This window comes from Paraburkholderia sp. WS6, from assembly GCF_030464835.1.
GTDB lineage: Bacteria > Pseudomonadota > Gammaproteobacteria > Burkholderiales > Burkholderiaceae > Paraburkholderia > Paraburkholderia madseniana.
On the sequence record NZ_JALQCK010000016.1, the window covers coordinates 104,065 to 116,212 of the forward strand.

The window sequence follows — 12,148 nt, forward strand, 5'->3', positions numbered from 1 at the left end:
TCCTCTGGAGGAGCGCCGCCATCGCGTCAGACGGTTATTTTATAATGGCTCGATTGCCCTTTTCGATTTCTCTCTTTTTCGGCGGATTTTCCGTGAAGTTTTTCACTGATTACACAAACCTTGTACTGATCGCAATCGTCCTCATCTCCGGTGGGTTGCTGCTGTGGCCGACGATCAGCCGGCGTGGCCGCGGCGGCCTGTCGGCCGCTGAAGCCACCCAACTGATCAACCGGCGCAATGCGGCGGTCATCGATCTGCGTCCGTCCGCCGACTTTGCCAAGGGCCATCTGCCCGCGGCACGGCACCTTGAATTTGCGGAGCTGCAGGCGAAAGTCGCGCAACTCGTGAAGAACAAGAGCAACCCGGTGCTGCTGGTGTGCCAGACCGGCCAGCAGTCGAACAAGGCAGCGCGTATCGTGCAGGATGCGGGATACGCCGAAGTCCATGTTCTCGAAGGCGGTGTCGACGCCTGGCAGAAAGCCGGTATGCCGGTTGTGAAACAAGGAGCAGCCAAGTGAACAAAGTCATCATGTACAGCACCCAGGTGTGCCCGTATTGCCAGATGGCCGAACGTCTTTTAAAGTCGCGCGGCGTCGAGCACGTTGAAAAGGTACTGATCGACAAGGACCCGGCCCGTCGTGAAGAAATGATGACCCGGACCGGTCGCCGTACGGTGCCGCAGGTGTTCATCGGCGAGACGCATGTCGGCGGGTACGATGACCTGTCCGCGCTCGATCGCGCGGGCGGTTTGATGCCTCTGCTCGAACCTGCCTGAACGAAGTTGCCCCACTCATGCGCCGGCCGGCGCGTGAGTGGGGCAGGTGAAACACAAGTCGGTGCATGCTGGCCCTTCAAGGACAACTTCGAGGGCCGGCGATGCGCCGCAACGATCTGGCGGCCCGTGGAGTCATGGGCCGCCGCCACGCATACCTATCAGGGAATCACTCAATCATGTCCGACGAGAATAACCAGCCGTTCTTCAACATCCAGCGCATCTACCTGAAGGACATGTCGCTCGAGCAGCCGAATTCGCCGGGCATCTTCCTCGAGCAGGAAATGCCGTCGGTCGAAGTCGAAGTCGACGTGAAGGCCGAGCGCCTCGCCGACACCGTGTTCGAAATCCTCGTGACGGGCACCGTCACGGCCAAGGTGTCGGACAAGGTTGCGTTCCTGATCGAAGCCAAGCAAGCCGGCATTTTCGACATCCGCAACATTCCGGCTGAGCAGATCGATCCGCTGGTCGGCATTGCCTGCCCGACGATCCTGTTCCCGTACCTGCGCTCGAACATCGCCGACGCGATCACCCGCGCAGGCTTCCCGCCGATCCACCTCGCCGAGATCAACTTCCAGGCGCTGTACGAGCAACGTCTCGCGCAAATGGGCGGCCAGGAAGGCGCGGCGCAAAACGGCGTCACGCATTAACGCGTCCGTTCGGTGCCGGCTATGAAGGTTGCTGTCCTCGGCGCCGGTGCATGGGGCACAGCCCTCGCCGGCCATCTGGCCGCACGGCACGACACGGTGCTGTGGGCGCGTGAACCCGCGCTCATCGCCGATCTCTCCGCTTCGCACGAAAACGCCCGCTATCTGGCGGGCGTTGCGTTGCCGGCGTCCCTTCGCTATGAAGCCGATCTGAACGCAGCGCTCGACCACGCGCTCGCCGACGACGCGTTATGCGTCGTGGCGACGCCCGTCGCCGGTCTGCGGGGTCTGTTCCGGGCGATGCACGACGCGGGCAAAGTGCCGGCACATGTGGTGTGGCTGTGCAAAGGTTTCGAAGCCGACTCGCAGTTGTTGCCGCATCAGGTGGTCGCGGCTGAATTGCCGGGGCATGGCAGTAACGGTGTGCTGTCGGGCCCCAGTTTCGCTCGTGAAGTCGGGCAGGGCTTGCCGGTCGCGTTGACGATCGCGAGTACGTCGGCGACATGCCGGGAGCGCACGGTTGCCGCGTTCCATCATGGCGCCATGCGCATCTATACCGGCGATGACATCGTCGGCGTGGAAGTGGGTGGCGCGGTGAAGAACGTGCTGGCGATTGCCACCGGTATTGCCGATGGCCTCGGCCTCGGTCTCAATGCGCGCGCGGCGTTGATTACGCGCGGTCTCGCTGAAATGTCGCGCCTCGGCGTGACGCTCGGCGGGCGGGCGGAGACGTTCACCGGTTTGACAGGGCTGGGCGATCTGATCCTGACCGCCACGGGCGATCTCTCGCGCAATCGCACGGTCGGTGTGCAGCTCGCCGCGGGCCGTACGCTCGACGATATCCTCGGCGGCCTCGGTCACGTGGCCGAAGGCGTGCGTTGTGCGCAAGCTGTGTTGGCAATCGCTCGCGCTCATGCGATCGAGATGCCGATCACGCAGGCGGTCTGTGCCGTGCTGTTCGACGGTGTAGCGCCCCGCGACGCCGTCAGCGCCTTGCTGCGGCGCGATTCGAAAGCAGAATAAGTCTTGTCTTTCAGCCGTTTAGCGCGAAAAGCGCTGAACGGCTGCCCGCTATCGCTGTCCACGTTTTATCGACGCTTCGGACCAGCGAGGTTCTCATGCTCAGTTTTAACAATTGCACGCTAGAAGCGCGCGTGGTCGATATCACGACACTCGCCGTGGATGCGATCGTCAATGCCGCGAATACTTCGTTGCTAGGCGGGGGCGGCGTGGACGGCGCGATTCACCGCGCGGCCGGCAGGGAATTGCTGCGTGAGTGCGAAACGCTCGGCGGCTGCGCAACCGGCGATGCGAAAATCACCCGAGGCTACCAGTTACCGGCCAAACACGTGATTCATGCGGTCGGCCCGGTCTGGCAGGGCGGTACGCGCGGCGAGGCGGACCTGCTTGCCTCCTGCTATCAACGTTCGCTCGAAGTCGCGCATCAAGCGCGTTGCACGAGCATTGCATTTCCCGCGATTAGTTGCGGCATCTACCATTTTCCTGCCAACGAAGCCGTGCAGATCGCCGTGGGCGCTGTGCTTGAAACTTTGCCACGTACCCCGACAATCGAGCACGTGGTGTTCGCCTGTTTCGACGCCGCCATGCTCGCGCGCTACGAAGCCGAATTGAAGCGCCGTCAGGCGCCGCCGTCGAAGCCGGTCTGACGCCACGCTTCGAACACGACCACGGCGACCGTATTCGACAGATTCAGGCTGCGGTTGCCTGGTCGCATCGGCAGACGCACGCGTTGTTCATTGGCGAATTGATCGAGCACCGTGTCAGGCAGGCCGCGCGTTTCGGCGCCGAACACGAACCAGTCGCCGGATTGAAACGCATGCTCGTGAAACCGGCCCGAGCCACGGGTGGTGAAGGCGAACATTCGAGCCGGATCGGGCGCTTCCTTGGCGACGAACGCTGCCCAATCGGCATGCACGTTCATCTGCGCATACTCGTGATAGTCGAGACCGGCGCGGCGCAACTTGGCGTCGTCGAGTGGAAAGCCGAGCGGCTCGATCAGATGCAGCCGCGCGCCGGTGTTGGCGCACAGGCGGATAACGTTGCCGGTGTTCGGCGGGATTTCGGGTTCGACGAGAACGACATTGAACATGATGGCTTCAGGTAGAGACTAGTTTTTCGGCGTACGCAGCGCGACGAAGTTGGTGACGCGCCGCGCACCGGCCGCTTTGAGCGTGCGCGCCAGCGCTTCGAGTGTCGCGCCGGTCGTCATGACATCGTCGACGATGCCGACATGCAGACCTTGCACCGGTTTGACGACTTTGAATGCTCGGCCCACGTTCAACCGGCGCGCGTCCAGGTCGAGCCGCGATTGTGGTGCGGTGTCGATCACACGATGCAGCAAGGTGGCGTCGCTGCGCACATTCAGCTCGCGGGCCAAGGGCCTCGCAATCTGCCAGGCCTGGTTGTAGCCGCGCTCAGTAAGACGTTTGTTGGCCAGCGGCACGGGCGCGAGCACATCGGGTTTTTCAGCCGCGTCTACCCATGAGTCCCCCGCGAGGCGGGCAAGGCGTTGCGCAAACTCGCGGGCCAGCATTAGCCGGGCGCGGAATTTCAGCCCAAGCGCCAGGGCGTCGAGCGGCTGGCGGTAATCGGCGAGAGCGAAGGTTGCCTCGAACGGCGGCGGCTCGCCGATGCAATCCGCGCAGCGATATTGCGCGTGGCTCGCCCAGCGCGCTCCGGACAAAGGGACCGCGCACACCGTGCAACGCAGCCTGGCTTCGTTCCAATACGCCTCGTCACAACCTGCACACAGCGTCTTATGCGACAAATTGCCGCACAGTGCGCACAGGTTCGGCAACGCAGCGTGCATCATATGCGGCCACGCCGAATCCAAGCCGCGCGTGAAGCGTGCAAAAAGTGCGCTCGAGCCGCCGGGAGACGAGGAATTTTTTCGGAATGGCATGATTGGACCGCCCGCAAAGACCTTTCACGCTGAAGGGGAGGAAGCGAGCGAGTATACTTCGTGCTCTACGCCAGTACGACACCCATGCCCCCAACTACGTCTCAATCTGGCCGTCCGGCCTATGATGCCCGGCGCCTCAGGCAGATTTTCGACCGCCGTGCGGCGACCTTCGACCAAGTCGCGTTCCTGCCGCGCGAAATCGCGCAGCGCATGCGCGAGCGGCTCGACTACATCAAGGTTACGCCGTCGAGCGTGCTCGACGCCGGTTGCGGCGCAGGCGAAGACATCCCCGCATTGCGCGAACGCTTCCCCGAGGCGCCGGTGTTCGGCACCGACATGTCGCACGGAATGCTCAGCCGCGCGTTGCGTCACGATTCCGGCGACACAAGCTGGCGGCGCTTTCTGCCGGCCACGCTCGGCAAGGCGCTCGGCGCCCGCGGTCCGCGTTTTGCGCAGGCCGACTTCTCGGCGCTGCCGTTCGCAACCGGCGCCTTCGAATTCATCTGGTCCAATCTCGCTCTCCACTGGCACTCGCGGCCCGATCTCGTGTTTCCTGAGTGGCAACGCGTGCTGAAAGTGAACGGCCTGCTGATGTTCAGCACGCTCGGCCCCGATTCGCTGAAGGAATTGCGCGGCGCCTACGCCGAGGTCGAGGCCGCGCATGGCGTTGCTTCGCGCAAGCATGTGATCGACTTTGTCGACATGCATGACCTCGGGGACATGCTGGTCGAGAGCGGTTTCGAGATTCCTGTGATGGACCAGGAAACACTCACTATTACGTATAAGTCGCCCGAGTCGCTGCTCGCGGATGTGCGCCGCTGGGGCGCCTATCCGTTCGAGCGCGAGGCTACCGCGAATGCCGTCGCGCGTAGGCTGCACAAGGCTTTGCTGGCAGCGCTCGAAGCCCGCCGGCGCGCCGACGGCACGATCGCGCTGACCTTCGAAGTGATCTACGGCCACGCCTGGAAAGCCGTGCCGCGCACCACGGCCGAAGGGCATGGGATCGTGCGGCTCGAGGATATCGGACGGGGTTCGTCGAGGAATCGGTGAGGAATCAACGAAGCGGTAAAGAGGACATCTGTTATGTCTGAAATTACCGCTTCAAAAGACGCGCGAAAGCTGCGTCAAAACGGCGCGGAGGCTTGTCGCACCGGGCTTGTGAGCCGATTGAGGCTTGCTTGTGGATGCCATGGATCGCGCCTATAATGCGTCAGTTTGTCGCCCGGAGTTCCCACATTTGGGGCGGCAGGCCCGAGGCATAGGGCTGCAACATGAAGTGACGCGGCGGTAATCAAGTGGCTGGATTCTGCGGTCGCGAGCAATGGCCGCAGGCGGTGATGGGTGACGGTCGGCGGGAGGCAGCGATGGAAGCATCAGATCTGCTGGCGGATTCAGAACCGGTTCTCAAAGACTGGACGATGAAGCGCAACTGTTCGATATCGCCGCGGCAGTTCGTATGTTTCTACGTGTCGCTTGCGTTGTTCTCGTTGGCAATTGCTTTCATGCTGGTTCTGGTCGGCGCCTGGCTGGTGTTGCCGTTCACCGGTATTGAATTGCTGGCGGTGGGCATCGCGTTTGCCATATATGCGCGTCATGCTGTCGATTACGAGCGCGTCCGGCTGTTTCCGAACCGGCTCGTGATCGAGCAAGTCAGAGCCGAGCGGCTCACGCAGTTCGAATTCAATCCGCGCTGGGTGCGGATCGAACCGGGCGCAACGCCGCGTGACCAGATCAAACTGGTCTCGCGCGGACAGACGATCATGATCGGGCAACATCTCGCGCAGTATCGGCGCGCGCAGTTCGCCGGCGAATTGCGTATGTGGCTCACGCGTTGTTAGACGTGTTGAGACGCGCGGCGTTCACGGGGAGCGCGAGACAGCCTGCCAGCGGGGTCGAGGGTTTGAATGGAAATTTTGGGTAAGGAAGCTATGAAAACAATCAAGCGAGCCCTCATGGGCGTGCTGGCGATGAGCGGACTGCTTTTCGCTGGTGCGGCCCTGGCAGTGGGCGATGTTCCGGGCGGCCCTGCCGTCAACGAGATCAATCTCCAGCCGCCGGCGACGAAAATCGCTGAGGAGCTCTACAGCCTCCACACGTTCATGCTGATCCTGTGCACGGTGATCTTCATCGGCGTGTTCGCAGTGATGTTCTATTCGATGTTTGCGCACCGCAAATCGAAAGGCCATAAGGCTGCCCATTTCCACGAAAGCACGACCGTCGAAATCATCTGGACGATCGTGCCGTTCGTCATCGTCGTGCTGATGGCGCTCCCCGCCACCAAGACCGTCGTCGCGATGAAGGACACCACGAACGCCGACGTCACCATCAAGGTCACGGGCTACCAGTGGAAGTGGGGCTACGACTACGTGAAGGGGCCGGGTGAGGGCATCAGCTTCCTGTCCACGCTGGCCACGCCGCGTGCGCAAACCGATGGCCGCGAGCCGATTTCCACCACGTACCTGCAGGAAGTCGACAATCCGCTCGTCGTCCCGGTCGACAAGAAAATCCGCATCATCACTACCGCGAACGACGTGGTCCACTCCTGGTACGTGCCGGCTTTCGGCGTGAAGCAGGATGCGATTCCAGGCTTTGTGCGCGACACGTGGTTCAAGGCTGACAAGACCGGCACCTTCCGCGGCTTCTGTACCGAACTGTGCGGCAAGGAGCACGCATTCATGCCGGTGGTGGTCGAAGTGCTGTCGGCAGACGACTACGCGAAGTGGGTCGATACGCAGAAGCAGAAAATGGCCGCCGGCCAGGACGATCCGAACAAGACCTACACCATGGCTGAGCTGATGGAGCGCGGCGGCAAGGTGTACGCGGCGAATTGCGCGGTCTGCCACCAGCCGACCGGCAAGGGCGTTGGCGCATTCCCGGCGCTGGACGGCAGCAAGATCGCCAACGGCCCGATCGCCGAGCACGTAAGCTTGGTGCTGAAGGGCAAGAACGCGATGCCTTCGTGGGCGCCGACGCTGAACGACGTCGAAATCGCTTCGGTCATCACGTACGAACGTAATTCGTGGGGCAACCACACCGGCGACATTCTCCAGCCGAAGCAGATTCTGGAGGCCCGTAACGGCAAGCTGCCGGAAGGTGGCAATCATCTGGCCGACGCAGGCGCGGCTGCTAGCGGCGCAGCGGCTGCCTCGGGTGCTGACGCGGCTGCGGCCGGTTCGGACAGCGCGGCAGCATCGCAAGCAGCTCTCCCGGCAAACGTCTACTTCGACACCGGCAAGAGCACACTGCCGGCCGACGCGAAAGCGGCGGTTGACGCGGCCGCCGCCTACGCGAAAGCACACCCGGACGCCAAGTTCACACTGTCGGGCTTCACCGACGCCACCGGCTCTGCCGAAGTCAACGCGAAGCTCGCGAAGACCCGTGCCGAAGCCGTGCGCGACGCACTGAAAGCAGCCGGCATTGCCGAAGACCACATCATTTTGAAGAAGCCGGAAACGATCACGGGCGGCGGCGACGCGAAAGAAGCCCGGCGTGTCCAGATCAGCCCGGCTGCCTGACGTGTTCATGGTCAGCACCGCAGTATTCGCATTAGGAGATTGTCATGTCTAGCATCGGACACGATGTAGTCGCGGGCCACGAGCACGTACACGGCGACCACGCCCACGAAACGCCGCATGGCTGGCGTCGTTGGCTGTTCGCAACCAATCACAAGGACATCGGTACGTTGTACCTGATCTTCTCGTTCACCATGTTCCTCTCCGGGGGCGTGATGGCGCTGATGATCCGTGCCGAACTGTTCGAGCCGGGCCTGCAGATCATGCGCCCCGAGTTCTTCAACCAGTTGACCACCATGCACGGCCTGATCATGGTGTTCGGCGCGATCATGCCGGCCTTCGTCGGCTTCGCGAACTGGATGGTGCCGCTGCAGATCGGCGCATCGGACATGGCTTTCGCGCGGATGAACAACTTCAGCTTCTGGCTGCTGCCGGTGGCTGCGGTGTTGCTGGTCGGTTCGTTCTTCGCACCGGGCGGCGCGACCGCCGCGGGCTGGACGCTGTACGCACCGTTGTCGACGCAGATGGGCCCGGGCATGGACTTCGCGATTTTCGCGGTCCACTTGATGGGTGCTTCGTCGATCATGGGCGGGATCAACATCGTCGTGACGATCCTGAACATGCGCGCACCTGGCCTCACGCTGATGAAGATGCCGATGTTCGTCTGGACGTGGCTGATCACCGCGTACCTGCTGATTGCCGTGATGCCGGTTCTGGCAGGCGCGATCACCATGGTGCTGTTCGATCGTCACTTCGGCACGTCGTTCTTCAACGCGGCAGGCGGCGGCGACCCGGTGATGTACCAGCACATCTTCTGGTTCTTCGGGCACCCCGAGGTGTACATCATGATCTTGCCGGCGTTCGGGATCGTGTCGCAGGTGATCCCAGCGTTCTCGCGCAAGCCGCTGTTCGGCTATAGCTCGATGGTGTACGCAACCTCGTCGATCGCGATTCTGTCGTTCATGGTCTGGGCGCACCACATGTTCGCAACCGGTATGCCGGTGACGGGCCAGCTTTTCTTCATGTACGCGACGATGTTGATCGCCGTGCCGACGGGTGTGAAGGTGTTCAACTGGGTCGCGACGATGTGGCGCGGTTCGCTGTCCTTCGAAACGCCTATGCTGTTCGCGGTCGGCTTCCTGCTGGTGTTCACGTTCGGCGGTCTGTCGGGCCTGATGCTCGCCATGGCGCCGCTCGACATCCAGTATCACGGTACCTATTTCGTGGTGGCCCACTTCCACTACGTGCTGGTTGCGGGTTCGCTCTTCGCGTTGTTCTCCGGGTGGTACTACTGGGCGCCGAAGTGGACCGGCTGGATGTACAACGAAACGCGCGGCAAGATCCACTTCTGGGCGTCGATGTTCTTCTTTAACCTCGCGTTCCTGCCGATGCACTTCGTCGGTCTCGCAGGTATGCCGCGTCGTTACGCTGACTACCCGGCACAGTTCACGGACTGGAACCAGGTCATCTCGATCGGTGCCTTCGGCTTCGGTCTGGCACAGGTCTACTTCCTGTTCGCGGTTGCGCTGCCGGCCTATCGTGGCGGCGGTGAACTCGAAAAGGCCGGCGACAAGCCGTGGGACGGCGCAACGGGCCTCGAATGGACCGTGCCGAGCCCGGCTCCGTTCCACACGTTCGAAAATCCGCCGACCGTCGAGTAATCGGCGTTCAGCGAGGTTGCCGGTTTCGTCGGCGCGGTGTTAGTCGCCGCCGGGACCCGGCAGCCACGCGAGCAGTGGTGGCACCCTGTAGTCACGAAAGTATTCAGAAAGTCGAGCATGACGCGCAATCCTCAAGAAAGACGTACGCCCGAGCAGGTTCGCGCGGGTAACCGGCGGATCGGTATCGTGTTGTTTGTCATCGCCGCGGCTTTTTTTGCGAGCGTCATCATTCATCAGAAGTGGTTCACCTGACGCGGTACGCGGTAGTTAGAGTCTGTGTGCAGGATTGTTGAGGATTGAGATGTCGACGCAACCGCCGGCCCAGGCCGATCGCTCTTTTAACCGTTCGATGCTGATCAAGCTGTTCGTCGTCGCGTTGATGATGTTCGGTTTTGGTTTTGCGCTGGTGCCGATGTACCGCGCGATCTGCCAGATCACCGGCATCAACAACCTCGTGCAGCGTGATGCCACGGTGCGTGAGGCGAAGAATACGCAGGTCGACATGAGTCGCACGATTTCGATCGAATTCGATGCGAACGCGCGCGGCCCGCTGGGTTTCAAGCCGGAGCAACGTAGTCTCGACGTGCATCCGGGCGAAGTGACGACAGTGATGTACGAGGTCAGCAACGAACAGGCGCGCACGATTCAGGCGCAAGCCATTCCGAGCTACGCGCCGAAGCAGGCAACCGAGTACTTCAAGAAGATCGAGTGCTTTTGCTTTACGCAGCAGACTCTGACTGCGAACCAGACCAAGCGGTTGCCGGTGGTGTTCGTGGTCGACCCGAAGTTGCCGAAGGATGTGAAAACGATCACGTTGTCGTACACGTTCTTTGAGTTGAATACGCCGGCAGCGGCGACGGCCGGGAGCGTAGCACCCACGGCCAACACGGCGGCAACCACCGCCAATCCCACCTGACGGCACTGGCCGCAGGCGAAGGAAGAAGACGTAAATGAGCGATAACCGCGGCAGCCCACGCAAGAGCAGTTTCGGCCAGTCGATGAAAGCCGTGTTCTGGTCGTTTTTCGGGGTGCGCAAGCGTCGTGATCTGGAAGCGGACGCAACGCAGTTGAACCCGCTGCATGTGCTTGCAGCAGCGCTGATCAGCGTAGCCATCCTGATCGGGGTGCTGATCCTGATCGTGCACGCCGTAGTGGGTTGAGCCGGCAGGCACACAAGTCGTACCGGGCGAAGCAGAGCCCACGAATTAGAGAGAAGCGGTGCGGTATCGACGCGCCGCCGAAGATACAGCCGGAGATTCCGGAACAACTGGACTGAAGTGGAGAATCAAGAATGAGCGGTCAAAACGAGAGCCCGTACTATTTCGTACCGCATCCGTCGCGGCATCCGATCAGCGCCGCCGCTGGGTTGCTGGTCATGCTCGGATCGCTTGCGGCCTGGATCAACGACCATGAACTGGCGCCGATCGGCGTCGTCGTCGGCTTGCTGTGGCTGCTCTATACCCTGTGGCACTGGTTCGGCGACGCGATCGCCGAGTCGGAAGGCGGCATGTACGGCAAGAATGTCGACAAGTCGTACCGCTGGAGCATGAGCTGGTTCATCTTCTCCGAAGTGATGTTCTTCGGCGCTTTCTTCGGCGCGCTGTTCTATGCACGTGAAATCGCGCTGCATCAGCTCGGCAGCCTCGACTACAAGCTGATCTGGCCGGATTTCTCGGCGGTGTGGCCGAACAACGGTCCGGCAGCGCTGGTCTCGACCTTCAAGTCGATGCAGCCGTGGCCGGTGCCGACCATCAACACGGCGCTGCTGCTGTCGTCCGGCGCTACGTTGACGGTCTCGCACCACGCACTGCGTGAAGATCATCGAAAGAAGGCGATCATCTGGCTGGCGGCTACGCTGGTGCTCGGCGTCTGCTTCCTGTTCCTGCAAGGCTTCGAGTATTTCCACGCGTACAACGAACTGAACCTGACGCTGTCCTCGGGTGTGTATGGTTCGACGTTCTTCCTGCTGACGGGCTTCCACGGTTTCCACGTGTTCCTCGGCGGTACGATGCTGGCCGTGGTGCTGGTGCGGATGATTCGCGGCCACTTCACCGCGGAGCATCACTTCGCATTCGAAGGCGCCGCCTGGTACTGGCACTTTGTGGACGTCGTGTGGCTTGGGCTGTACGTCGTCGTGTACTGGCTGTAACGCAGTCTGGCCTGCATACGTACTGAAAACCGGCCGGTTTCCGGAGCGTGTGCAGGCCGTTTGCGCATCGCCTTTCAAGGGCGCGGCGCACGAGCAGTACGCAAGTCATAGAGCGCCGCCCTCGACCCTGTCAGGGCGGCGTTTTGTTTGGTGGGTTGGGTGACGTGAAGCTTTTTCCGCCGAGCTCAACGCCCGTAAGGAATACCGGTCGACTGAATCCAGCCCATCCAGTGAGCGAACAGGATGAACAGGAACAGCGAGATCGACAGACCCACCCGCGTGGCGAGCGACCAGACCATCCGCTTGGTTTTGCCCTTGTCATGCATCATGAAGTAAAGCGCGGACACCATGCTGGCGATGATCAGGACGAAGGCGATGGGAACGAGAATGTGCATGGAACCAACTGAAACCGGGAAGCGCAGAGGCAAGACGTTTATTATCGCACCGCGCGCCAGCGTCTGCCGTACGTTCCAGACGCCGTCGC

At 61.8% G+C, this 12,148-nt stretch carries 16 protein-coding genes; 13 read left to right on the plus strand and 3 right to left on the minus strand.

Translation table 11 applies throughout. The features are described from left to right. Positions 1–92 precede the first annotated feature (92 nt). The 5 genes from M0D64_RS20270 (at position 93) to M0D64_RS20290 (ending at position 3,086) form a co-directional block, all read left to right on the plus strand. Positions 93–518, plus strand: coding sequence for a rhodanese-like domain-containing protein (locus tag M0D64_RS20270; RefSeq protein ID WP_054035864.1), 426 nt, complete (start codon positions 93–95; stop codon positions 516–518). Continuing rightward, on the plus strand, positions 515–775 hold the full coding sequence (grxC, locus tag M0D64_RS20275; RefSeq protein ID WP_054035740.1) for a glutaredoxin 3: 261 nt from the start codon (positions 515–517) through the stop codon (positions 773–775). The genes M0D64_RS20270 and grxC overlap by 4 nt, the downstream gene beginning before the upstream one ends. Positions 776–951: 176 nt before the next feature. Beyond that, positions 952–1,422 carry a protein-export chaperone SecB gene (gene secB / locus M0D64_RS20280; RefSeq protein WP_054035743.1) on the plus strand — a complete coding sequence of 157 codons (471 nt, stop codon included), beginning with the start codon at positions 952–954 and terminating at the stop codon, positions 1,420–1,422. A 21-nt stretch (positions 1,423–1,443) separates the two neighbouring features. Further along, positions 1,444–2,442, plus strand: coding sequence for an NAD(P)H-dependent glycerol-3-phosphate dehydrogenase (locus tag M0D64_RS20285; protein ID WP_200651369.1), 999 nt, complete (start codon positions 1,444–1,446; stop codon positions 2,440–2,442). A gap of 95 nt (positions 2,443–2,537) precedes the next feature. Further along, complete coding sequence (locus M0D64_RS20290) at positions 2,538–3,086, plus strand: O-acetyl-ADP-ribose deacetylase (protein ID WP_266258966.1); 549 nt, start codon at positions 2,538–2,540, stop codon at positions 3,084–3,086. On the opposite strand, the gene trmL is transcribed toward M0D64_RS20290, so the two are convergent. Both trmL and M0D64_RS20300 read right to left on the minus strand, forming a co-directional pair. Then, positions 3,059–3,529, minus strand: coding sequence for a tRNA (uridine(34)/cytosine(34)/5-carboxymethylaminomethyluridine(34)-2'-O)-methyltransferase TrmL (trmL, locus tag M0D64_RS20295; protein ID WP_154564601.1), 471 nt, complete (start codon positions 3,527–3,529; stop codon positions 3,059–3,061). The two genes, M0D64_RS20290 and trmL, sit on opposite strands and share 28 nt — an antisense overlap. Before the next feature lie 18 nt (positions 3,530–3,547). Beyond that, positions 3,548–4,342 carry a ComF family protein gene (locus M0D64_RS20300; protein WP_266258967.1) on the minus strand — a complete coding sequence of 265 codons (795 nt, stop codon included), beginning with the start codon at positions 4,340–4,342 and terminating at the stop codon, positions 3,548–3,550. Between the two features lie 84 nt (positions 4,343–4,426). On the opposite strand from M0D64_RS20300, the gene M0D64_RS20305 reads away from it, so the two are divergent. The 8 genes from M0D64_RS20305 (at position 4,427) to M0D64_RS20340 (ending at position 11,664) form a co-directional block, all read left to right on the plus strand. Beyond that, positions 4,427–5,392, plus strand: a complete 966-nt coding sequence (locus M0D64_RS20305) for a methyltransferase domain-containing protein (protein ID WP_266258968.1) — start codon at positions 4,427–4,429, stop codon at positions 5,390–5,392. Between the two features lie 314 nt (positions 5,393–5,706). Continuing rightward, positions 5,707–6,180 carry a DUF2244 domain-containing protein gene (locus tag M0D64_RS20310; RefSeq protein ID WP_266258969.1) on the plus strand — a complete coding sequence of 158 codons (474 nt, stop codon included), beginning with the start codon at positions 5,707–5,709 and terminating at the stop codon, positions 6,178–6,180. 66 nt (positions 6,181–6,246) lie between these two features. Next, positions 6,247–7,857, plus strand: a complete 1,611-nt coding sequence (coxB, locus tag M0D64_RS20315) for a cytochrome c oxidase subunit II (RefSeq protein WP_266258970.1) — start codon at positions 6,247–6,249, stop codon at positions 7,855–7,857. Positions 7,858–7,901: 44 nt separating this feature from the next. After that, positions 7,902–9,515: a cytochrome c oxidase subunit I gene (gene ctaD / locus M0D64_RS20320; protein ID WP_154564591.1), complete on the plus strand. Its 1,614-nt coding sequence runs from the start codon at positions 7,902–7,904 to the stop codon at positions 9,513–9,515. A gap of 117 nt (positions 9,516–9,632) precedes the next feature. Further along, on the plus strand, positions 9,633–9,767 hold the full coding sequence (locus M0D64_RS20325; protein ID WP_266258971.1) for a cytochrome oxidase small assembly protein: 135 nt from the start codon (positions 9,633–9,635) through the stop codon (positions 9,765–9,767). Between the two features lie 49 nt (positions 9,768–9,816). Next, on the plus strand, positions 9,817–10,431 hold the full coding sequence (locus M0D64_RS20330) for a cytochrome c oxidase assembly protein (protein ID WP_154564587.1): 615 nt from the start codon (positions 9,817–9,819) through the stop codon (positions 10,429–10,431). Between the two features lie 34 nt (positions 10,432–10,465). Continuing rightward, a complete protein-coding gene (locus M0D64_RS20335; RefSeq protein WP_054035759.1) occupies positions 10,466–10,675 on the plus strand; it encodes a DUF2970 domain-containing protein in 210 nt (69 codons plus the stop codon). Between the two features lie 131 nt (positions 10,676–10,806). Continuing rightward, entirely contained in the window at positions 10,807–11,664 is an 858-nt protein-coding gene (locus M0D64_RS20340) for a cytochrome c oxidase subunit 3 (protein WP_154564585.1), read from the plus strand. A 185-nt stretch (positions 11,665–11,849) separates the two neighbouring features. On the opposite strand, the gene M0D64_RS20345 is transcribed toward M0D64_RS20340, so the two are convergent. Next, on the minus strand, positions 11,850–12,059 hold the full coding sequence (locus M0D64_RS20345) for a twin transmembrane helix small protein (RefSeq protein WP_007179452.1): 210 nt from the start codon (positions 12,057–12,059) through the stop codon (positions 11,850–11,852). Between the last annotated feature and the right edge of the window lie 89 nt (positions 12,060–12,148).

Bases quoted from the DNA above. Each gene is read 5' to 3' on its own strand.
- M0D64_RS20310 (WP_266258969.1), top strand. From the start codon at position 5,707: ATGGAAGCATCAGATCTGCTGGCGGATTCAGAACCGGTTCTCAAAGAC.
- M0D64_RS20290 (WP_266258966.1), top strand. From the start codon at position 2,538: ATGCTCAGTTTTAACAATTGCACGCTAGAAGCGCGCGTGGTCGATATC.
- coxB (WP_266258970.1), top strand. From the start codon at position 6,247: ATGGAAATTTTGGGTAAGGAAGCTATGAAAACAATCAAGCGAGCCCTC.
- M0D64_RS20325 (WP_266258971.1), top strand. From the start codon at position 9,633: ATGACGCGCAATCCTCAAGAAAGACGTACGCCCGAGCAGGTTCGCGCG.
- trmL (WP_154564601.1), bottom strand. From the start codon at position 3,529: ATGTTCAATGTCGTTCTCGTCGAACCCGAAATCCCGCCGAACACCGGC.
- M0D64_RS20345 (WP_007179452.1), bottom strand. From the start codon at position 12,059: ATGCACATTCTCGTTCCCATCGCCTTCGTCCTGATCATCGCCAGCATG.
- M0D64_RS20340 (WP_154564585.1), top strand. From the start codon at position 10,807: ATGAGCGGTCAAAACGAGAGCCCGTACTATTTCGTACCGCATCCGTCG.
- M0D64_RS20335 (WP_054035759.1), top strand. From the start codon at position 10,466: ATGAGCGATAACCGCGGCAGCCCACGCAAGAGCAGTTTCGGCCAGTCG.
- M0D64_RS20285 (WP_200651369.1), top strand. From the start codon at position 1,444: ATGAAGGTTGCTGTCCTCGGCGCCGGTGCATGGGGCACAGCCCTCGCC.
- ctaD (WP_154564591.1), top strand. From the start codon at position 7,902: ATGTCTAGCATCGGACACGATGTAGTCGCGGGCCACGAGCACGTACAC.
- M0D64_RS20300 (WP_266258967.1), bottom strand. From the start codon at position 4,342: ATGCCATTCCGAAAAAATTCCTCGTCTCCCGGCGGCTCGAGCGCACTT.
- M0D64_RS20330 (WP_154564587.1), top strand. From the start codon at position 9,817: ATGTCGACGCAACCGCCGGCCCAGGCCGATCGCTCTTTTAACCGTTCG.
- secB (WP_054035743.1), top strand. From the start codon at position 952: ATGTCCGACGAGAATAACCAGCCGTTCTTCAACATCCAGCGCATCTAC.
- M0D64_RS20305 (WP_266258968.1), top strand. From the start codon at position 4,427: ATGCCCCCAACTACGTCTCAATCTGGCCGTCCGGCCTATGATGCCCGG.